Origin of the sequence: Geobacter sp. OR-1, from assembly GCF_000813145.1 — a bacterium.
Classification (GTDB): domain Bacteria; phylum Desulfobacterota; class Desulfuromonadia; order Geobacterales; family DSM-12255; genus Geoanaerobacter.
In genome coordinates this window covers 33,100-53,902 of sequence record NZ_BAZF01000024.1, presented here as the reverse complement: position 1 = coordinate 53,902, position 20,803 = coordinate 33,100, and the positions used below count along the sequence as shown (strand labels likewise).

The 20,803-nt window shown below is 55.5% G+C and carries 23 protein-coding genes and 2 riboswitches; of the genes, 4 read left to right on the top strand and 19 right to left on the bottom strand.

Annotated features, from left to right (window positions below):
- Positions 1–96 precede the first annotated feature (96 nt).
- Positions 97–173: riboswitch (cyclic di-GMP riboswitch) on the top strand.
- Positions 174–393: 220 nt separating this feature from the next.
- Positions 394–469, top strand: a riboswitch (cyclic di-GMP riboswitch).
- 152 nt (positions 470–621) lie between these two features.
- The gene (locus OR1_RS22530; protein ID WP_041974032.1) at positions 622–2,190 is read left to right on the top strand and encodes a DUF5666 domain-containing protein; all 1,569 of its coding nucleotides are present in this window, start codon (positions 622–624) and stop codon (positions 2,188–2,190) included.
- Positions 2,191–2,310: 120 nt separating this feature from the next.
- On the opposite strand, the gene rsmI is transcribed toward OR1_RS22530, so the two are convergent.
- The 13 genes from rsmI to OR1_RS18205 form a co-directional block, all read right to left on the bottom strand.
- A complete protein-coding gene (gene rsmI, locus OR1_RS18265; protein ID WP_272946217.1) occupies positions 2,311–3,150 on the bottom strand; it encodes a 16S rRNA (cytidine(1402)-2'-O)-methyltransferase in 840 nt (279 codons plus the stop codon).
- A gap of 1 nt (position 3,151) precedes the next feature.
- Positions 3,152–3,991 carry an NAD+ synthase gene (locus tag OR1_RS18260; RefSeq protein ID WP_041974029.1) on the bottom strand — a complete coding sequence of 280 codons (840 nt, stop codon included), beginning with the start codon at positions 3,989–3,991 and terminating at the stop codon, positions 3,152–3,154.
- The gene (locus OR1_RS18255) at positions 3,981–4,844 is read right to left on the bottom strand and encodes a nitrilase-related carbon-nitrogen hydrolase (RefSeq protein WP_041974026.1); all 864 of its coding nucleotides are present in this window, start codon (positions 4,842–4,844) and stop codon (positions 3,981–3,983) included. Before OR1_RS18255 ends, OR1_RS18260 begins: the two co-directional genes overlap by 11 nt.
- Before the next feature lie 70 nt (positions 4,845–4,914).
- Complete coding sequence (locus OR1_RS18250) at positions 4,915–5,304, bottom strand: YraN family protein (RefSeq protein WP_041974023.1); 390 nt, start codon at positions 5,302–5,304, stop codon at positions 4,915–4,917.
- Complete coding sequence (locus OR1_RS18245; RefSeq protein ID WP_041974020.1) at positions 5,301–5,966, bottom strand: ribonuclease HII; 666 nt, start codon at positions 5,964–5,966, stop codon at positions 5,301–5,303. The genes OR1_RS18250 and OR1_RS18245 overlap by 4 nt, the downstream gene beginning before the upstream one ends.
- A gap of 47 nt (positions 5,967–6,013) precedes the next feature.
- Positions 6,014–6,370, bottom strand: coding sequence for a 50S ribosomal protein L19 (rplS, locus tag OR1_RS18240; RefSeq protein WP_041974017.1), 357 nt, complete (start codon positions 6,368–6,370; stop codon positions 6,014–6,016).
- A gap of 58 nt (positions 6,371–6,428) precedes the next feature.
- Positions 6,429–7,007, bottom strand: coding sequence for an RNA methyltransferase (locus tag OR1_RS18235; RefSeq protein ID WP_041974014.1), 579 nt, complete (start codon positions 7,005–7,007; stop codon positions 6,429–6,431).
- Positions 6,997–7,737 carry a tRNA (guanosine(37)-N1)-methyltransferase TrmD gene (gene trmD, locus OR1_RS18230; protein ID WP_041974012.1) on the bottom strand — a complete coding sequence of 247 codons (741 nt, stop codon included), beginning with the start codon at positions 7,735–7,737 and terminating at the stop codon, positions 6,997–6,999. Before trmD ends, OR1_RS18235 begins: the two co-directional genes overlap by 11 nt.
- Positions 7,734–8,255, bottom strand: coding sequence for a ribosome maturation factor RimM (gene rimM / locus OR1_RS18225; protein ID WP_041974009.1), 522 nt, complete (start codon positions 8,253–8,255; stop codon positions 7,734–7,736). Before rimM ends, trmD begins: the two co-directional genes overlap by 4 nt.
- Positions 8,255–8,485 (bottom strand): KH domain-containing protein, encoded by a 231-nt coding sequence (locus OR1_RS18220; RefSeq protein ID WP_041974007.1) that lies wholly within the window; start codon positions 8,483–8,485, stop codon positions 8,255–8,257. Before OR1_RS18220 ends, rimM begins: the two co-directional genes overlap by 1 nt.
- 193 nt (positions 8,486–8,678) lie before the next feature.
- Positions 8,679–8,948 carry a 30S ribosomal protein S16 gene (gene rpsP / locus OR1_RS18215; protein WP_041974004.1) on the bottom strand — a complete coding sequence of 90 codons (270 nt, stop codon included), beginning with the start codon at positions 8,946–8,948 and terminating at the stop codon, positions 8,679–8,681.
- Between the two features lie 49 nt (positions 8,949–8,997).
- Positions 8,998–10,353: a signal recognition particle protein gene (ffh, locus tag OR1_RS18210; protein WP_041974002.1), complete on the bottom strand. Its 1,356-nt coding sequence runs from the start codon at positions 10,351–10,353 to the stop codon at positions 8,998–9,000.
- A gap of 105 nt (positions 10,354–10,458) precedes the next feature.
- Complete coding sequence (locus tag OR1_RS18205; RefSeq protein ID WP_041974000.1) at positions 10,459–11,676, bottom strand: CHASE4 domain-containing protein; 1,218 nt, start codon at positions 11,674–11,676, stop codon at positions 10,459–10,461.
- 158 nt (positions 11,677–11,834) lie between these two features.
- Here OR1_RS18205 and OR1_RS18200 point away from each other — a divergent pair, with 158 nt between their 5' ends.
- On the top strand, positions 11,835–12,587 hold the full coding sequence (locus OR1_RS18200) for a hypothetical protein (RefSeq protein WP_052440644.1): 753 nt from the start codon (positions 11,835–11,837) through the stop codon (positions 12,585–12,587).
- A 1-nt stretch (position 12,588) separates the two neighbouring features.
- On the opposite strand, the gene OR1_RS18195 is transcribed toward OR1_RS18200, so the two are convergent.
- The 6 genes from OR1_RS18195 to OR1_RS18170 form a co-directional block, all read right to left on the bottom strand.
- Positions 12,589–13,455, bottom strand: coding sequence for a carotenoid biosynthesis protein (locus tag OR1_RS18195; RefSeq protein WP_041974051.1), 867 nt, complete (start codon positions 13,453–13,455; stop codon positions 12,589–12,591).
- 181 nt (positions 13,456–13,636) lie between these two features.
- Complete coding sequence (locus OR1_RS18190) at positions 13,637–14,707, bottom strand: MlaD family protein (RefSeq protein ID WP_041973997.1); 1,071 nt, start codon at positions 14,705–14,707, stop codon at positions 13,637–13,639.
- Between the two features lie 31 nt (positions 14,708–14,738).
- On the bottom strand, positions 14,739–15,515 hold the full coding sequence (locus OR1_RS18185; protein ID WP_052440643.1) for an ABC transporter permease: 777 nt from the start codon (positions 15,513–15,515) through the stop codon (positions 14,739–14,741).
- Positions 15,512–17,023 (bottom strand): hypothetical protein, encoded by a 1,512-nt coding sequence (locus tag OR1_RS18180; RefSeq protein ID WP_041973995.1) that lies wholly within the window; start codon positions 17,021–17,023, stop codon positions 15,512–15,514. The genes OR1_RS18185 and OR1_RS18180 overlap by 4 nt, the downstream gene beginning before the upstream one ends.
- A 172-nt stretch (positions 17,024–17,195) precedes the next feature.
- The gene (locus OR1_RS18175) at positions 17,196–17,723 is read right to left on the bottom strand and encodes a 3-isopropylmalate dehydratase small subunit 2 (protein WP_041973993.1); all 528 of its coding nucleotides are present in this window, start codon (positions 17,721–17,723) and stop codon (positions 17,196–17,198) included.
- Positions 17,724–17,826: 103 nt separating this feature from the next.
- A complete protein-coding gene (locus tag OR1_RS18170; protein WP_041973990.1) occupies positions 17,827–19,110 on the bottom strand; it encodes a 3-isopropylmalate dehydratase large subunit in 1,284 nt (427 codons plus the stop codon).
- 196 nt (positions 19,111–19,306) lie between these two features.
- Between OR1_RS18170 and OR1_RS18165 the strand changes: the two genes are divergently transcribed.
- Complete coding sequence (locus OR1_RS18165) at positions 19,307–20,335, top strand: TIGR00730 family Rossman fold protein (RefSeq protein ID WP_041973988.1); 1,029 nt, start codon at positions 19,307–19,309, stop codon at positions 20,333–20,335.
- 213 nt (positions 20,336–20,548) lie between these two features.
- Positions 20,549–20,749, top strand: coding sequence for a cold-shock protein (locus tag OR1_RS18160; RefSeq protein WP_041973986.1), 201 nt, complete (start codon positions 20,549–20,551; stop codon positions 20,747–20,749).
- The last annotated feature ends 54 nt before the right edge of the window (positions 20,750–20,803 follow it).

The following is a 20,803-nucleotide window of genomic DNA, read 5'->3' as shown; positions in this document are numbered from 1 at the left end:
CACAGTTTTGAACATGACCTTGAGATTTTTTTGGCTTGACAACGATCAGATCATTAAAGTAAAGTTTACGAAAATGTAACAAACTGTTTCACTGATAGACGACAATACTAAACCACCCGCGAGGGTGGGACGGAAAGCCCATAGGGTCTCAAGCAGACAGCCGGGTCGCCGAAATATCCAACCAGATATGACCGGCGACCCGGCTTTTTTGTTTCAAGACAGAATCAACATTTGGAGGGACCTAACGCAACTTTTCTGAAACCAAGGCACAGCAAAAAGCTTCAGATGCAAGGCTTGCGAAGTCTGAGGAGTGAGTCGTAGCCGTAGGCTACGTCGCAGCGACGAGGGCTGAGCGTAACGCAGCAGATGGGCTTTTGGCGAAGCCGTATAGGTACACGATAATACTAAACCATCCGCGAGGATGGGGCGGAAAGCCTAAGGGTCTCACTGAGACAGCCGGGATGCCGAAATGCCCTCACATTCGGCCCCGGCTCTTTTTTTGCCGGGGTTATAAAGGGGGTGATCAACAGAACCCAAATTTGTTAACCGGTAATTTGCAGATTTACTATGACAACTGACATCGACGGAAACGCATCAACAGCATTAACAATGGAGGAAACCATGAAGATTAAGACTATTTGGAGTGCCATAGGACTGATGATCGGTATCGCATCTTTGTCCGCGTGCGGGGGGGGCTCAGGGAGCAGTACTCCGGCAGTTTCGGGCGTTACCACCGGTGTGATCACGGCAACAGGCGGCAGTTCCAGCGGCAAGGAGATCGCCATTGCCGGAGCTTCCCAGAGCGGGGCAACCATCCGGATCAACGGCACCGATTATGATCTTGACGGCAGCCGAATCACCAAGGACGAAGACGACGATGCCCTGGATATCGGTATGGTGGTGACCGTAAAGAGTCATGATGGTGGCCAGGGGAACGCGAAAAAGGCGCTCGAAGTCACTTGTGACCACCTGATCAAGGGACCGGTGGCATCAGTAGACAATAACAGCGACACGCTGGTGGTTCTGGGGCAGACGGTAGCGGTCTCGACAACCACGGTTTTCAAAAGGGTTAACGACCTGGCCGGTCTTTCCAGAAACGACATGGTCGTGATCAGCGGTTACACCGATGCCAACGGCGCGGTTCAGGCCACCAGGATCGAACTGAAGAACAACCCGTTCGTTGCCAACAAGACACCGATAAAACTGATCGGCACTGTGACGCAATTGAACGGCCAAGAGCTGAAGATCGGCGGGGTCGCAATAACCAGCGTGCTGCCTCTGAATCCGCGCATCGGCACCGGATCTACTGTGAAGGTCCACGGGACCATTGCGACAGCTGACGGGCCGTTTACCGCCATGAAGGTGGAATTGAAATCGCGCGACACTGAAGATATCGAACATGCCGAGATCGAAGGGCTGGTGGCAAACCTGTCGCTGGACGACAAGGCCTTCACCATCGGCGATATCACCGTGGTCGCCGGCAATCTGAACATCTCCGGCTTGGCGTTGAACGACCGCGTGGAAGTGGAAGGGAAATTCGTCAACGGCGTTCTGGTTGCTTCTGAAATCAAGGTCAAGAGCCACGGCACCGGCACAACGCCTCCGCCCGCGCCAACACCGACACCAACTCCGACCCCCACGCCGACACCCACTCCAACCCCGACTCCTTCGGCAACAGCCGGCCAGGCAGTATACGCGGCAAACTGCAGCGGCTGCCACACCCTGACCGGCACATCGGTCATGAACCTGGCAGCAAAAGGGGCCAAGGTCAGCCAGAAATTCCCGGCTGCCGGCCAGGCAGGCCATAAAGGCATCACCCTGTCCGCAACTCAGATTGCCGATCTGGCCGCCTACCTGAACAGCCAGACAGCACCAACCCCGACCCCTACGCCGACCCCTACGCCGACACCAACGCCTACTCCTACGCCGACACCCACTCCTACCCCAACGCCAACACCGACACCGACCCCTGCCTGCGGTAGCTGCCATGCCGTTCCTCCTGCGACGGGCCAGCATGCGTTCCACATTTCACAGGGATACACCTGTGCTACATGCCACGGCACCGGCTACAGCTCAACGGCCGTGACTGCATCTACTCACATAAACGGCGTAAAGAACGTGATTAGCAGCCTGGGTTGGAATGGTACGTCATGCGCGACGGCCGGCTGTCACGGGAGCAGGCAGTGGTAATTAAGCTTCCGGCAACAAGGTGATAACCTTGCCGGAAAAACCGGGATCGCCGGTCTCAAGACCTTCCTCCGGCAGCACTCCGCAAACACCAAGGGCCTGCGCAAGCAGGCCCTTCTCAATTCAACTATTCCCCTCTTGTTTCAACCTGAGAGCCAGGTCGTAGACCGCGCTCCGAGGCTGGCCGGTGGCATCGGCCACCCGGCGCACGGCATCCTTGACTGTGACCCCGTCGGCCAGCAGGCTGCGCAGCATCCCCTCCAGGTCCATTGGTTCCTCGTCCGCGGCCACACCCGGAGCGACAAGGATCACCACCTCGCCGCGCGCCGGCGTCTCTGCGTAATGTTGGACGAGATCGAGGAGCAGCCCCCGGTTGAACTCCTCGTAGATCTTAGTCAGCTCCCGGCAGACAATCGCCTCGCGTGGACCGAAGACCTCGGCCATGTCCGCCAGGGTGGCGGTCAGACGATGCGGCGCCTCGTAGAAAACCAGCAGACGCGGCTCTCCCTGCAGCTCTTGCAGCCGCTCCCTACGCTTGCCCGATTTTGACGGCAGAAACCCGGCAAAGGTGAACTCGTCGGTCGGCAGGCCTGAAGCGGAGAGCGCCGCAATGGTGGCCGAAGCGCCCGGTATCGGCACCACCGTGATCCCTTCCGCCGCCGCGGCCCGTACGATCCGGTAACCCGGATCGGCAATGCACGGGGTTCCGGCATCGGTGACAATGGCAATGGATTGACCGGCCTTGAGTTTTTCGATCAGGTACGGTGACTTGAGGGTCTCGTTGTGGTCGTGATAGGCGGTAAGCGGGGTGGAAATGCCGAAGTGACTCAACAGCTTGCGGCTGTGACGGGTGTCCTCGGCAGCGATCAGGTCCACCTCCTTAAGGATGCGGACCGCCCGGAAGGTCATGTCCTCCAGGTTGCCAATGGGTGTGGCAACGATATAGAGGGTGCCAGCCGGCACCCTATTTACCCCAATCCCTTGAATATCGAAAGTCTCTATCTATTGTGCGGTTCGAGACTTTCGCGATCACCGGCAGGCGGCGCTTGAAATGGGAGTTCTGTACCTTAGCATAGATCTTTTCGATGAAAGCGGCCTCAAATCCGGCAGCCAGCAGCTCGGCGCGGCTCTTGCGGAGATCCACCATCTGGTAGAGCAGTTCATCCACGGCCTTGTAGGTGAACCCCAGCTCCTGCTCGTCGGTCTGGCCTGCCCATAGGTCCGCCGAAGGCTTTTTGTCGATCACCTCGCGCGGCACCTCCATCTCTTCGGAGAGCTGCCAGATCTGGGTCTTGTAGAGATCGCCGATCGGGTTCAGGGCGCTCGCCATGTCGCCGTAAAGGGTGCCGTAGCCGAGAAGCAGCTCGGTCTTGTTGCTGGTGCCCAACACCAGCGCCGACCTGGCTGCCGAGTGGTCGAACAGTATCGTCATCCGCTCGCGGGCCATCTTGTTGCCGCGCCGCATCGAATCAGCATCCGGGAACAGCTCGAAATAAGCGTCCACCATAGGCGTAATGCCGATAACGCAATGCTCGATCCCGAGCCGTTCGGCCACCAGCCGGGCATGGGCCTCGCTCTCCGGGTTGCTCTGCTTGTACGGCATGATGATTGCCTGGACATTCTCGGCCCCGAGCGCTTCGGCCGCCAGGTATGCCACCAGGGCAGAGTCGATCCCTCCGGAAAGCCCCAGGACTGCCCTCTTCAACCCGACCTTGTGAACCTCCTCGGCCAGGAACCCGACCAGAATCCGGCGCACCAGTGCGGCATTTATGGCAAGTCCCAATGAGCCTACATTACCAGACATGCGCGCTCCTCCGCTCCTTTTCGATCCGCCGCAGTTCGCGGATGGTCAGATCGAGATTTTCGTCCCGCAACAACGGTGCGAATATCCGCTCCCGCCGCAGTTCGCCGTCATCAACCCGCGCCGTTACCAGCTCTTCTTCGAGCAGCTTCGCCCGAACCGCGCTGTCGCCGGACGGGGTGAGGATTTCCGATCCCCCCCAAAAATTCACCCCGTCCTCGAAACCGACCCGGTTGCAGAACAGCACCCGGCAGGAGAGGAACATGGCAGTGGTTGAGGTCAGTCGCTGCCAGGCCCGGGCGGAACCGAGACCATCATTGGACGCGACCCCCCGTCCTGGGCTGCTTGAGAGGCAGAGGATGGTGGTAGCGCCGTCCATGGCAAGGGTATAGCCGGCAGACAGGTGCCACATATCCTCGCAGACCAGCATACCGAATCTTCCGAACCGGGTGTCGAAGGCGCGGAAACGGTCCCCGCAGGCGAGATACCGCTGTTCGTCGAACAGGCCGTAGGTGGGGAGATAGACCTTGCGGTGCCTGTGCTTGATCTCCCCCTCTTCGAGATAGATGGCTGTGTTGAAAAACCGGCAGTCCGCAGACTCCTCGACCAGACCGACGGCGATGCTGATCCGGCGCGAAAGCACCCGGAGTTTGGCGATCTCCGGGGAATCGATCCGCAACGCCACTTCCGGCACCAGGTCCTTGAGAAAATAGCCGGTCACCGATAGTTCGGGGAAGACAACGAGGTCCGCGCCGCTCTCAACTGCCTGCGCAACGGACGCTTCGATTATTGCCAGGTTATCGGATACACACCCTAATTTTGGCCTGATCTGGGCCAGGGCAACAATGAACTCCATAAGTCGGAACTCCTTGGAATTTGTGCCGTAACGGTAACACAGTAGCAGCGGCTTTGCAACGAAAGGGGCATCAATAATTCAGGTCAAAGGCGTTCCTGATATGGTCAAAGGCCGGTTCTCCATCACCATGCAGGATAATGGCGATAACATCGAACCTGGCCGGGGCTTCGAGCTGCCTGTGACTGGCGAGCCAGGTCAGCGAGGCCTTCATGATCTGGCGCTGCTTGAACGGGGTAACACTTAGCTGCGGGACACCGTACGATGCCGTTCTGCGGGTCTTGACCTCGACAAAGACCACGGTCTTCCCCTCTTTGGCAACGATATCGACCTCACCACCCTTGCAGCGGTAGTTCCGCTCCAGGATGACATAACCCTGCCACTCCAGAAAGGCGGTAGCGAGATCTTCGCCCTGACTGCCGACCCTTTGGTTTGGTCCCGGCCTTTTCTCCACTGGTTTCATTCCGCATCCTCTTCCGGCTCGTGGTCCAGGTGTTCCCTGACCCCGCGAAAGCTCTTCCGGTGGATCTCGCACGGCCCCAGTTGGGCGATCGCCGCAAAATGGGCCGCCGAGCCGTACCCCTTGTGGCCGGCAAAGCCGTACCCTGGATACTGTCGGTCGAAACCATCCATCATCCGGTCCCGAGTCACCTTGGCAACAATGGAGGCGGCAGCAATGGAGGCCGAGAGGGAATCACCCTTTTTGACGGTCTGCTGCGGGATATTGGCCTGGATATTACTGATGCCGTCTATCAGGAGGAAATCTGGAGGGAGCTGCAGGTTGGAGACTGCCTGCATCATGGCAACTAGTGTTGCCTGCAGGATATTGATCCGGTCGATCATGGAGTGATCCGCGACGCCAACAGCCACGGCAAGCGCCTTGGCATTGATCTCTTCGATGAGGGTTTCGCGCTTCTGGGGGGTCAGCTTTTTTGAGTCGTCAAGGCCGGGAATTTCCAGCCCGTGCGGCAGTATGACAGCGGCGGCAACGACCGGCCCGGCCAGAGGACCACGCCCGGCCTCGTCGATTCCGGCAATAAGCTTAAATCCACGGCGGCGCGCCCTGGTCTCAAAGGCAAAGAGATCTCGCTCGGCTCCAGTTGTGGCGAAGAGTTCGAGGTTCATCCGGCCCCCAAATGAAAAAGCCCCGGTTACCGGGGCTCTTGCATAGCCTATTGACCTGCGACGTACTTCTTCTCGCGAATCCTGGCAGCCTTGCCGCGGAGCTTGCGCAGATAGTAAAGCTTGGCGCGACGGACCTGGCCGCGGGTCACTACTTCGATCGCTTCGATCGACGGGGAATGAATCGGGAACACCCTTTCGACGCCGACGCCGTTGGAGATCTTCCTTACCGTGAAAGACTCGCGGATACCACCGTTCTGACGGCAGATGACGACACCCTGAAAAGCCTGGATACGGCTCTTGTCGCCTTCAACGATCTTGACTTGCACCTTGACCGTGTCGCCCGGCTTGAAGGGGACCACGTTCTTCTTCATCTGTTCCATTTCCATGTAATCGATTCTGTTCATCTCTGTACTTCCTCCTCTATTAATAGTTCTGATTTGATATCCGGTTGTTGTTCAGTTCTCATCTTCCGAAAAGCCGGTCCAGATATATCGACACAGCCGACCTGACCGAAAGATGATTATATTCGCTGTTCCCGCTGATCGGTTCCAGTACAAAATCTGCCTGATCAAAAACCTCTTCCGTCATCCCCCACCCCGTTCCAAAAAGGAGCAGCAGCGGGGATGCCAAACTTTCGAGTTTACCTCTCAACTCCTGAGCAGTTACCGAGTTGGGCCGCCCCTTGGCGCCGGTTACGGCAATCAGGGGACGAGTGCCGAAGGTCTCGGTCATCTCCGCAATGGCATCATTCAGGCCCGGCACCACCTGCAGCAGTTCCAACGCCTCTTTGCGCTTGGGGTTGTATCCGGCGCCCCACCCGCCGAGCCAATGGGCGCGTATTCTCTCGGCAAGGGCCTGCTGATCCGCAACCGGAGTGACTACAAAATAACGGCACAACCCGAAGGTCTTCGCTGCCCGCGCAATGTCGTGCAGATCAAGGTTCGTGACCGCTGTTGTCACCACCTGGCGGTGCTTGTCATAGACCGGATGATGCAGCAGCGCTACGGCCACCCTGGCAGCAGGGACGGTTTCAATGCACATGCCGCGTCTCCAGGGCATGGTCGGCCAGCTTCCGTTCTGCTGGGGTGAGCTGCACGTTGGCGAGCAGCTCGGGCCGGGCGGCGGCGGTCCTCAGGATAGCCTGCTGACGGCGCCACTTGGCAATTTCGGCATGATTCCCGGATAGCAGCACTTCCGGAACCGTCAAGCCGTGAAACTCAGGCGGCCGGGTATACTGCGGATACTCCAGCAGACCATCGGAGAACGATTCATCCAGGGCCGAATCATCGCAACCGAGAACGCCTGGCAACAAGCGGCCGACAGCGTCCACAACGACCATGGCAGCCAGCTCGCCGCCGGTCAGGACAAAATCGCCGATCGAAACCTCCTGGTCGATGCAGAGCTCGGTGACCCTTTCATCAACCCCTTCGTAGCGGCCGCAGACAATGATCAGCTCCGTCAATCCGGCAAGTTCCTGCGCCATCTCCTGGCTGAACGGGACCCCGCGGGGTGAGGTCAGGATCACCCTTGCATCGGGGCGCTCGGCCTTGACCGCCTCGATGCAGGAGTACAGCGGCTCGACCTTCATGACCATACCGGCGCCACCGCCATAGGGAGAATCATCGACAGTGCGGTGGCGGTCAACGGCATAATCACGGATATTCCATAGATTCAGCTCGATCAGGCCGCGCTCGATCCCCCTGCCGATTATGCTATTGCTCAGCGGGCCGGCAATCATGTCGGGGAAGAGCGTCAACAGATCAAATTTCATAGATCGAGAAGCCCTTCGAGAGGAGTGACCCTCATAATGCGGCCAGTCAGGTCAATCTCCCTTACTACGTCTTCAAGGGCAGGAATCAGATACTCCCGCTCTCCATTTCTGACAACATATACATCATTGCTGCCGGTATCGAATATTTCCGCCAGCGTCCCGAGTTCAAGGCCATCATCGCTGATAACCGTCAACCCGATCAGGTCGTGCCAGTAGTACTCGCCTTCCTCGGTCTCGGGTAGCTGGTCACGACGGATCACCAGTTCGCGGCCGATCAGATGAGTCACATCGTTGATGCTGTCGAAATTTTTAAGCTTAACAACTGCCCTACCCCCTTGGGGCCTCGCGGAAGCTATTTCCGCTTCGAGCAGATCGCCGCGCACTCCTCGCAAATGAAAGGTGCGCAACCCCATCAGAGTGCCGCAATCCCCTGAATAACAGGAAATCCGCAACTCGCCCCTGATCCCATGGGTTCCGGTTACCTTACCCAGAAGAACCAGATCGTCAGACAACTCCATCACTCGACAATCTTGAGAATCGCCTTTTTGTTGTCCTTGGTCGAAACTGCATTGAGCAAGGTCCTTACTGCTTTGGCGGTCCGTCCTTCCTTGCCGATGATCCTGCCCATATCCTCTTTGGCTACCGTCAGCTTGATGACCAGCGTATCCTCTTCAAACTCTTCGCTGGTTCTGACCTGGTTTGGATCGTCAACAAGTGCCTTCGCGATGGTCTCTACGAGCTGTCTCATGTCGGTTTCCTCTGTGGGTGTGGGATTTCCGGCGGGCCGGGACAAATAAACAGCATTCAAAAGTCTGCGTTATCGTCATGAAATCCAGACATGGTGCAATAGAGGACTGGTTGCGTCACTCCTTCGCCGGATCGCATCCCCATTGAATGCATTTTCGTATGATCAGACCATGTAATCCGGGCTGAAACCCAGCCTATGCTGCAGTTTTGGCAGCAAACTTGGCCCAGATACCGGTAGTTTTCAGCATCTGCTTGACAGTATTGGTAGGCTGCGCGCCATTATTAAGCCATTCCAGAGCCTTATCCTCCTCGATTTTCACCAAAGCAGGGTTATGGTTCGGATCATAGGTGCCGACGTTCTCAATAAAGCGGCCATCCCTCCTGCTACGCTCGTCGGTGACGATAATCTGGTAAAAAGGTTTCTTCTTTGCGCCGCCACGAGCCAATCTGATCTTTACTGCCATTTGCACTCCTCCTGATGTCGACTTTGAGTCGATTTGTAAATTATGTTGTTTAAAAGGGAAGCATGTTGCGCATACCGCCCATGCCTCTCATAAGCCCCTTTGGGCCGAGCTTCTGTAATTGCTTCATCACTTTCTGCGCCTCGGAGAACCGCTTGAGAAGCTGGTTCACTTCCTGAACCGTGGTGCCGCTCCCGTTGGCAATGCGTATCCTACGGCTGCCATTGATGATGGCATGGTTGGACCGCTCTTCTCTGGTCATGGAGTCGATGATTGCCTCCACTCTTTTCATCTCGCGCTCGCTCGGCTGGGCATCGCCGAGTTGCTTCATCATTTTTCCCATACCAGGGATCATACCCATGATGGAGTCAAGCGAACCCATTTTCTTGATCTGCTGGAGCTGATTCTTGAAATCCTCCAGATCAAACTGGTTCTTCTTGAATTTCTGCTGAAGACGGGCCGCCTCCTTATCATCAAAGACCGACTGCGCCTTTTCGACCAGGGTCAGCACATCGCCCATGCCGAGAATCCTCGACACCAGGCGATCGGCGTGAAACACCTCAAGGGCGTCGAGCTTTTCGCCCAAACCCACAAACTTGACCGGCTTGCCACAGACTGCCTTTATGGAGAGGGCGGCCCCGCCTTTGGCATCGCCGTCCAGCTTTGTCAGCACGACACCGGAAATTTCCAGCCTCTCATTGAACCCGGTGGCCACATTGACCGCTTCCTGACCGGTCATGGCGTCGGCAACAAACAGGATCTCGCGCGGCTGCACCTCATCCCTGATCCGGACCAGTTCATTCATCAGAAAGTCGTCGATCTGATGACGACCGGCAGTATCGAGAATAACGGTATCAAAACCGTTGAGCTCGGCATACTTCAGGGCATCGGAGCAGATTGCCACCGGGTCCTGGTCGCTACTGGAATCATAGGTCTCAACCCCCAGCTGCCGGCCGAGCGTCTTGAGCTGTTCGATAGCTGCGGGCCGGTAAACGTCAGCCGGCACCAGGAGCGGATTGCGCCTTTTTGCCTTCAGGTGCCGGGCGAGCTTGCCGCATGAGGTCGTTTTCCCCGCTCCTTGAAGCCCGACCATCATTATCGAAACCGGAGGCTTTGCAGCCAGATCGAGACTGTTGTCCTCGTCCCCCCCCATGAGAGAGACCAGCTCGTCGTGGACAATCTTGACCACCTGCTGTCCGGGGGTAAGACTCTGAAGAACCTGCGTCCCCACGGCACGAACGCGAACCTTTTCGATAAACTCCTTGACAACCTTGAAGTTGACATCTGCCTCAAGGAGAACGAGGCGCACCTCGCGCAGTGCCTCCTTGATATTCTCTTCGGTCATCACTCCCTGGCCGCGAAGCTTTTTAAAGACCAGTTCCAGTTTGTCGGACAGATTCTCTAACATTCAAACCCCATGCGGGTTTACACCCTGGAACCGCCAACAGCCGGACTCCGGGCGCAGATAGCCCACTCGTAAGGGATTGAATATAGGCGAATAACTTGTTACATGTCAAGCTAATTTTGCAGGCGGGGGTTGCAGATCTGTTGGGTCGGAGGATTCGGCGCCGGGCTCTTGCTCAATTGATTTGCCGGGATCTGGAGTCTCGTCGGTTACACTGACGGACTCATCCGTGTCGCCCGCATCGGAATCGGTACCAGCAGAGGCGGAAACGTCCGGTTCATCCGGATTGTCCGTCTCTCTCTCCTCTTCATACGTTGCTTCCTCCTGGTTGGCGGTTGCGATGAGAACAGGTTCGTCAAGATCGTTCCCGGCGCTCCAGTCATCAGGGACAACCCGTTGATCAACCGGGACTGGGCGTGGAAAACAGAAGATTGACAATGCCAGAGCCAGCAATATCCCCGCAATAGCCACACCGGCAATGATGACAAGGCGGAGCGAGCCGATGAGCCGTTCCCCCTCTTTCATGACTTGACGTGGGATAACGGCCTTGATGATAAATGACGGCTTGGCGTACAAATCGTTCAGGTAATCGTAAACGGCCAGATCATTCTCACCGGACCTCTTGATCAGTAAAGAGGCTCTCCCGGCATTCAGTTCATTCTGAATCGTTGCCAGTTCCGGAGCAAGATAAGGGTCTCCCAGACGGTACACATTGAACGAGAGTCTGGCGTCTTTGGAAAGACGGTCGATTTCCATGTTGTCGATAAAGCGCCCCATGATAAGCGTGCCTCGAATCGGGGCATCCCGTTTTGTTGTGACAATGGGTCGGGCAGCCACCATGAGCGGCCCTTCGGGGAGATTGATAATCCCGGTGACGATGCTGGATGGATAGCTGAGGTTAAGCAGCCTGCTTTCCGGTCCCAGATGACCGTGCAAGCTCACCTTACCACCGGATATCTCGTTGGTGTTCCGGTCGAACCACCCTTCATAGACTATCTTGCCGGAATTGTGCACGAATAGAATGAGATTCGCTTTGATCTCGACAAAACTGGCCGGCAGGATATTTTTGTTAATAAAATTCTGGTTACCGTTTTCGACAAATTCATATGCATCATCCCATGATGCCCAATCGCCCACCTGACTCCCTAGCATCACCAAGTCACCCTGGAGAATATTCTTGACTCGAAGCAGGCTTTCCTGCACCTCTTTTTGCTCCAGCCCGCTGAAACTCGTCCTCATAACGGTATCGCAGGATTTGTACAATACTATGGCGAGTGCAGACAAGATCAGCACAATCAACAATAATGCCTTGAGGCGCAGTGTCATTCGCCCTCCGGATAATGGCCAATTCAGGTTAGATATTCATATCGCCAAAAGTAAAAACATCTTAAGAGAATAGCGCAATCCTGACAAAAAGCAGGGAACGATTGCCGACGCCAAGAGGGTCTGCTAGAGTAACGGAAGGATGATGAAAGGAGTCTCGGGTGCAACGTATCGGCCTTATTGCCGCCATGCAGGAAGAGATTCGGCCATTGCTCCGGCAGGTTAAGGTCTTAAGCCGGGAAAAGGTCGGGGGACATCACATATATCGGCTGGATGCCTGGGGACAATCCATCTGCTTGGTCGAGTCGGGAATGGGACCGGACAATGCCGCTGCCGCCACTCGGCTGCTCATAGATACGGCCAGGCCGGACAGGATCGTAAACTTCGGTTTTGCCGGCTCGCTAACCCCGGATCTGAGCGTTGGAGACGTTGTTTGCGCAGAACGGCTGCTCTTTCTCCATGGCCGGCTGTTCAGCGAGCAACATGGGCTGAACGGCGATAGTCCCGGATCATGCCCAGAGGTCAGGGAAACTTGTGGCATTCCCGTTATTGGCGCGGCATTCGTTACCACGCGAAAGATTACCTCAAAAAAGGAGATTGCCGGGCTCCTGCCGACAGGCATCAGGAAAGCGGTGGTCGAGATGGAGACCTCGGCAGTGGCCCAGGTCGCTAATAGCCACTTGATCCCTTTGACAGCCATCCGCTCGATCAGCGACAGTTTCGACGATGAGCTGAGTTTCAGCCTTGACGAGTTTTGCGATAAAAACCTGAACCTGCAAACATGGCGGGTAATGCTTACCATTGCGAAGAAACCGTGGATCATGCCGCAGCTGGTGCGGCTGGCCCGCAACTCCAAAAAGGCCGGGGAAAACCTGGCAGGGGCAATTGCCAAGCTACTGCACCCCGTTGGATGAATCACCCCCGGCGTCCGCCTGCCGTTGAGCCGGGGAAATCCCGCAGGTGTTCAGCCAGTTCTTCCTTGGTGTAGCGGTTGGTCCGGCGGATGGCCAGGGTGGCGACAATCGCAACCGGGAGGATGTAGGTAAAGATCCCGGTGAGAGCCATCTGGCGCTCACCGATCAGAAAGGTGACCGTGAGGTTGAAAACGACCACCGAAATATAGAGGAGCGGTCCGACCAGCGCCCGAAACGGCAGATTGGCAACCCCTTTGGCGTGTTCGACATTTTTTCCGACAGAGCGGTCAACGATCTGGAGCGCCAGAATCATGATGAACCCGACCAGCCACCACCCAAGGTAGTTCGACAACGGTACCCCGTAATGGATACCCGCCTCCTTGTAGCCGTATATCTGCCCCAGAAACCAGCGGCTCCCCTGAAGCGCAACAGGGTCAATGATGATATCGAGAAAGACCTGCAGGAGCGAACCTAGCAACAGTGCGGCAAAAGAGCGGCGGATGGCACCGGTTTCCAGGGTGACAAGGTTCCAGCGCCATCCGCGAAGAGGTGAGATGATGAAAAGAGCGGTGGCATAGCTGCAGTAAGCCAGAAAGACATAGGAGAGGGAATCGAAAAACGGAACGCCGGCAATCCAGAGTTCCCGGTCTTTCGTGGCGTCGATGTAGTAGTACCAGCCATAAGGAAAACCGTTGTTGATGGACGAATATTCTGAGGCAAAGGCGATTAGGTAACCGACGACCGTGAACAGCCCGACCTTTTTCCAGCCGATATGCGGAACAGCGGCAAAGAGATAAGCGGCGAAAAAGGCAAATACATAGGGCCGCATGGTGAACGTGCCTGCTGCTATTTTCAGTACATCTTCCATCATGATATCCCCACAAAAAAATGACGCGATTTACCGCGCCATATTTATATTTTTTCTCTTAAAGGAACGTGAATTTTTTAGCAATATCAAGGCTGTCAAAGGAGTGCGCAGAGGCGTGTCAGAGCCACTCCGCTCAAGCGAAGCCAAAGACTTAAGCAGATAGGGCAAAAAGCCGCGCGCCCTAAAACAGAGTGCCGACGATACTGCCGAGCACGGATATCGGCCCGCTATCCCCCAGCCCCTCCATCGCCTTTTCAGTCTTTTTCAAGGTGGCGGTGGCATCCTTGTAAAGCTTGTCTTCATTCACCAGCTTGCCGATGGTCCCCTCGCCGCGATTGATCTTGTCGGTTATATCCTTGATATTGCGGGAAGCGTCCTTCAGGTCAGAGTACAGGACATCTTCATTCACCAGCTTGCCCAGGGTACCTTCGCCGCGATTGATCTTACCGGCAACCTCCTTGATCTCCTTGAAGCCGCCGGTCATTTCGTTCACGCCGTCATTCAGGCCTTTGATTGCTTTACGGGCATCCGCGTACAGGGCATCGTCGTTAACGAGCTTGCCGATGGTCCCTTCCCCTTTGTCGATCTTGGTGGTAACGCTCCTGATGCTGACAATGGCATCGTTGGCATTGTTGTAAAGCGCCTTGTCGTTCAACAACATGGCCAGGGAGCCGTCCCCACGGTCGAACTTTTGGGTAATGCTGTTAAGATTGGCGATACTGTTCCTGAGATTGCCCCGATTGTCATCCAGAATGGCGGCAATCTTGTGCATAACCTCATTCTGGTTCTTGTTCAATTCCGTGATCAGGATCTTGGCGTCCTTGGTCAGATCACTTACGTTGTCAACAATGATGTCGATGTTGGCAACGTCCTTGCCAATGACGGTCCCGCCCGGTTCCAGCAGCGGCGCATTTGGAGACCCGAGAGAAAGTCCCAGGAACTGGCCGCCGAGAAGATTGGTGAGCCTGAGTCCGGCAACGGTGTCGGTCTTGATGCGAGTGCCGGGCTCAACCTCAAAATCTATCTGCACCTTGTCGGTCAGAACGGCAACATGCTTGATCTTGCCGACATCGACCCCTACCAGCTTCACAGGGTCCCCCACTTTCAGGCCGGTCACGCTGCCGAGAAAGGTCTTGTACGGGACCTTCCTGTTAAACGGGTTCCACTTCTCGCCGGTCTCAATCATTACACCCAGCACGACGATAGATATGACAAAGAAGAGTCCGACCTTTCTTTCAATTGTCATTGCCATGGTTGTTCCTTTCCCTCTTCATGCCGTTGCTTTACATCAGTATCCGCGTCAGAAAGTAGTCTGCGATCAGCACCATCATAAACGACAGAACGACCGAACGGGTTGTCGATCGTCCTATGCCGCGGGCGCCGCCGGAAGTCTTGAAACCGACGTAACAACAAACCAGGGCGATGATCCCTCCGAACGCCACCGATTTGATCAAGCCGTTAGCCACTTCCCGCAGCTTCAGCGCTGCGGTCAGGCTGTCGTAATATGTCGCGTACGAAACGAATATCTTGGGATGGAGGTTACTGATGATGGCACCGCCGATTATCCCGATAAAATCGACAAAGATTGTCAGAGCTGGGACACAGAGAAGGCAGGCTATCATCCTCGGCATCGCCAGATAACGGACAGGGTTTATGTCGAGGGTTTTGAGAGCGTCGATCTCCTCGTAGACCTTCATTACCCCGATCTCCGCAGCCATTGCCGAACCGGCGCGGCCGGCCACCAGAAAACTCGTCATTACCGGCCCCAACTCACGGACCATGGAATGGGCAACTATCGCTCCTATAATTGTCTGGCTGCCGTACTTGTTCAATTCGACGCCGGTATTCAGGGCCAGAACCATGCCGACAAAAAATGCCATGACCGCTGCCACAGGGAGGGTCTCATACCCGATGATCGTTATCTGCACCAGAATGCTCTGAAAATTCCGATGCGCCTCCCGGAAAAAGTAGATGGTCTGCCCCAGCAGGATCAGGGCCTCGCCGACTATTTCCTGGAAATAGATCAGCCGTCTGCCGATGGCGTCAAGCACCCTGTTCACAATCCCCCTCCGGCGGTTATCGGTGCAGAGCCCTTCCCGGTCACTTTCGCACCCCAATTGAGCCCGAACGGAAGCCATAACAGCTTCAGGCTCTTTTCTCCTTCGACATTTTTATAGCGAACCAGCCCTTTAAAAATGCTCGTTTCTGCAAAATCTGCCTTGCCGCGATAAAACAGCAGCGGGTAGAACTCGTAAGCTGTCGCATCATCACGGATCTCGTGCCAGTACAGGCTCCAGAGAAATGATACCACCGATTCGCCGGAGTCGGTCCATTTCTGTTGATAAATGCGCCACAACGGCGACCAGTTCTGCTCGATCTCTCCCCGATCCAGAATCGGTTCGACCAGGGCTGGGAACGAAAAGGTTTTCACCCCCCTGGGATCGCGTTGATATACAAACATTGGCCACAAGGCAGTGCGCTTTCGCTCCGATCCGTCCTTGGCCCAGCGCTCAAGGCTGTCTGAGTAGAGAAAATAAAGCACCCGGTTGCGGTCGCGACTGAAGGTATCAGTTGTCAAGGTATCATTCCGGAACAGCGGCCACAGATACCAGTGCTTGCTGCTCTCCTTTTTCACCTCGCCGGAATAAAACGGCAGATAGCTGTCGACCCGGCGTTCCTCTCCCCGGACTGTCCATATAAACGGCCAGAGAAAATCGGTCTCCTGCTCTTTCAGCTTGCGGTCGTCGCGGTAGCCGCAGAACGGCCAGAAATACCCCCGCTCGGTCTTGTCGGGAGAGTCCGTTGCCGTGTAAAACGGCAGCAGAAACAGCTTCTCCGTGGGGTTGGCAGTATTGAGCCCCCTGGTGTCGCTGATAACAAAAGGCCAGAGAACAAACCTTTTGCGGTAGACCCCCTCTTTGGCTGACTGGCCGTAAAGGGGCCAGACCTGGAATCCGGACTCCTTGTCCCCTTCCAGCGTGTTGAAGAGCGGGTAAAGATAGTTTCGGGATGTCGTCCCGTTCTTCACCGTACTGCCATACAGCGGAAACAGAGCGTAATGGTACTCATCCTTCCAGAACCGCTCGTAAATATCCCCGTAAATCGGGAAAACAGAGGTGTATGGCCCGTACTTCTTCGAGGTCCCGCTGATATAGAAGGGGAAAAACATGCTGTCTTTCTCCCCTCCCCCTGCCTCGTCCTTCCGAAAGTTGTTATTCTGAATGAGTTTCAGAAACTGGAACCGGGAAACCTCTGGCGTTGTTTCCGAGGAAGCCAGAGGGTAAAGGTACTCGGTGACAGAGGTTCCCTGCTTTTTATTGGCGCTGTTGTGAAAGAGCGGCCGGAAGGCAACTACGGAATCGCCTCTGTTTTCCTGGATCTTTATGAGTGGCCCGAGTATCCCCAAGTTGCTGAACTGCTCTTTGGGGCTTTCGCGGTAGTCGATCAACGGCCATAGAGTGAATATGGTGCCTTCGACATCGATATCGCCCGCCTTCGCCCCAAAAGAAGGGATCGCCGGCAGGAGAAGGCTCGCCAGCACCATAAATGCAAGTAAAGGTCTCGTCATCCACCCCTCATTCCACACCCAACAACGCAAGAATATTATGCCTTGCCTTGAATCATCGTCAACAAAAAAGCTTAATCAAGCAGTAGCCGTGCAGATCATCGGCCACAAAACATAAAAAAACAGGGCGGAAGACAAGCGTCTCCCGCCCCGATTACGACCGGCCATCCTTTGGTCAATACTGCTTGTCGGCGTAGTCCACCCAGCCGCCGGCCAGGACAAGCGCCTTGTCAAAGGGCGAAATATCGAAGCTGAAGGCTTTCTGCTTGCCTCCGCCGCTCAGGGTCAAGGTCTGGGCCGAGATGTCCAGGGCCATGGCAACATCTTCCCCCGCCGAATGCGAAAAAATCTGGTCGATGTCCGCTTTCGGCAGTTCGATGGCAGCCATGCCGCAGTTGAACATATTCTGCCGGAAGATGCGGGCGAAAGATTCCGCAATCACTGCCGTGATCCCGTTGACCTCAAACACCCAGGGAGCGTGCTCCCGCGAAGAGCCGCAGCCGAAATTCCCGCGGCTGACAATGACCCGGGCGGCCTTGGTTTTTGGTCCCTTGGGATCGAAACCGGGGAGTTTCAGATCTTCCAGGATGTACGGTTTCAGGTCTTCTTTGGTTATTTCAGTCAGATATTTTGCCGGGATGATCTCATCAGTATTTATGTCTGCCCGGTCGAGAAACAGCACCGGCCCGCCGAATGTTTTCATATGCAGATCTCCTTGAAAAATTAATTGAACCAACAAATCCCCAGAAGCGTGGATTTTTCGATAAGCGCAGGGCAACGCCGCGATTGCGGAAAAGCCGTGCTTCTCATAGATACTTGCGGGGGTCGGCGATTTTACCCTCTATCGCCGTTGCCGCACTGGTTGCCGGTGACATCAGATGCACCATCCCCCCCTTACCCATCCGTCCCATGAAGTTCCGGTTGGTGGTGGATGCGCAGACCTCGCCTTCGGCCAGCACCCCGTTGCTCATCCCGAGGCATGCCCCGCAGGTCGGATTGGTAACGCAGAATCCGGCATCCATGAAGATGTCGATCAGCCCCTCTTTCAGCGCCTCCTGATAGATATGGGGAGTGGCAGGAGACATGATGCCCCGCACCGTTGCCGCGATCTTCTTACCTTTGAGGATTCCGGCCGCAATCCGGAGGTCTTCCAGACGACCGTTGGTGCAGGAACCGATATAGACCTGGTCCACCGGCTCACCGGCGATCTCGGTGACGGTTTTCACCTGGTCGGGTTTGTAGCCGAAGGTCACGGTCGGCTCCAGACTTGAGAGATCGATATTATAGACCTGATCGTACACGGCATCTTCGTCGGAACACCACTTGATGAAAGCAGCCAGGGCCTCTTCCTTCGATGCATATTCGTCCTTGATGAACGGCCAGAGGTATTCGACGGTTACCTTGTCCGGCATGCAGATCCCGGAGGTACCGCCAGCCTCGATAGCCATGTTGCACAGCGTCATGCGCGACTCCATGGTCATGGCTTCTACAACCGGACCGCGGAACTCCATGACCCTGTCAGTGGCGCCGTTTACCCCTATGAGTCCGATGACATGGAGTATGGCGTCCTTGGCATAGACCCCTTTCGGCAGCGTGCCGTTAAGGTTGAACCGGATCGTCTTTGGCTCCCGGAATGCGCAAACGCCTTTCAAGATGCCCACTTCCAGGTCAGTGGTCCCCACGCCGGCGGCAAATGCGCCGAAGGCCCCGTGGGTGCAGGTGTGCGAATCGCCCATGATAACGGTGTAGCCGGGGCGGATAAACCCTTTTTCCGGGAATAGCGCGTGACATACCCCATTAGCGCCGATGTCGAAAAAATCCTTTATGTTGTGCCTCCTGGCCCAGTCACGCAACATCTTGGCCTGAGTGGCCGTCTTGGTGTCTTTGCTCGGAGTGACGTGGTCAATCACCGCCTTTATCTTCGAGGTATCGAATACCCGATCCTTGCCGCGCGCCATAAGATCGGCTATGGCAATCGGTGTAGTGATTTCGTGGCACATAACCACATCAAGCTTCAGCACCTTTGTGCCGCTAAACGGCTCATCAACAAGATGACTGGCAAAAATCTTTTCTGCTGTTGTCTGACCCATACGTTTAAATCCTTTCAAGACGAGACTCAGAAACTATCGGGCATAATAGCGCAAACCCGAAACTGGCCATACTCTAACCCAAACAGTACAGGCAAATCAACGGTATTTTATTCCTGAAACCGTTGTGAAATTTGCCTGAGCGGGAAGCAGGTGGTATACTCCCCCATAATCAGAGATCAAGGAGACATTATTCTTTATGGAACTAAGTTTTACAAGGGGCAACGGCGATCTCGACCAGATGATCGAAGAGCTGATCCGAAAAGCCGATGGGATTCATCATCCGGAATTTGTGCGGGAGATGATCATCTCCGCCCTGAAAGCCGGCCAGGAGACCGATTATCTGGCCGATCTCAAGATGCTTAACAACACCATGAAGGAGATGCGGTACACCAACAAGGTCTTTGCACCGTATCGTCAGAAGAAAAAAGTGACGATTTTCGGTTCTGCCAGAACCGACCCGAGTGAGCCGATCTACCAGAAGTGCGTCGATTTCAGCCGGGAGCTGGTGAAACGGGGCTTCATGACCATAACCGGTGGCGGCGGCGGCATAATGCAGGCAGGAAACCAGGGCGCCGGCAGCGAAAACTCGTTTGCCGTCAACATCAGGCTCCCGTTCGAGCAGAATCCCAATCCGGTCATGGCACAGAATCCACGGCTCATTACCTACAAGTATTTCTTCAACAGAAAAGTGGCGTTTGTAAAAGAATCCGACGCTATCGCCGTGTTCCCCGGAGGGTTTGGGACCCTGGATGAGGCGATGGAGGTGTTTACCCTGATTCAGACCGGGAAAACCGCGCCTAAGCCGCTCGTATTGATCGATGATGACAGCGGCTACTGGGACCGGTTTTTTGATTTCATCAAAGCTTCCATGCTCGGCAAGGGGCTGATCTCAGCCGAAGACTTTTCCATCTTCTCGATCAGCCGGTCCGTAGAAGAAGCAATTAATGCCATTGAAAGCTTTTATCGCATCTATCACTCGCTCAGGTTTGTAAATGGCACACTGGTCGTGAGACTTACCAAGGATCTCACCGACGACCAGATTGAAACCCTTTCTAACGAGTTCCCGGAGATCAGGCGCGCCGGCACTCTGATTAAACGGAGCGGCCCATTGCCCGAGGAATCGGATGAACCAGACCTGCTCAATCTACCCCGTATTGCCTTCGCATTCGATCATCAGCATTACGGATTGCTGATCGCTTTCCTGGGGAGAATCAATACGTTTTGACGGGGCCGGCTCAACTGAGCCAAAGTACTTGACACTATTATTTCACACATGCTAGTTTTACGCTGCAGTAAGTTTCGGACGTTTTTGCGGAATCAGGAAATGCGAAGTTCCCAGTAGGGCCTTGCTCTTCCCTGCCAGAAGACTCCGGCAACTGCGGTAACCCCCAAACATCCGGCAATAAGACCCGGAGCAACACGAAGGAGGAAGCAGAACATGGCACAGGGCAAGGTAAAATGGTTCAACGACGCAAAGGGTTTCGGTTTCATCGAGCAGGAAAATGGCGACGATGTATTCGTGCACTTTTCCGCCATCCAGGGAGAAGGTTTCAAGTCGCTGGCAGAGGGCCAGGCGGTGACATTCGATGTCATCAATGGACCTAAAGGGCTTCAGGCTTCCAACGTTCGCAAGATCTAAATCAAAATTCTCCCGATCAATCACAAGGCCCTGACGGAACAACCGCCAGGGCCT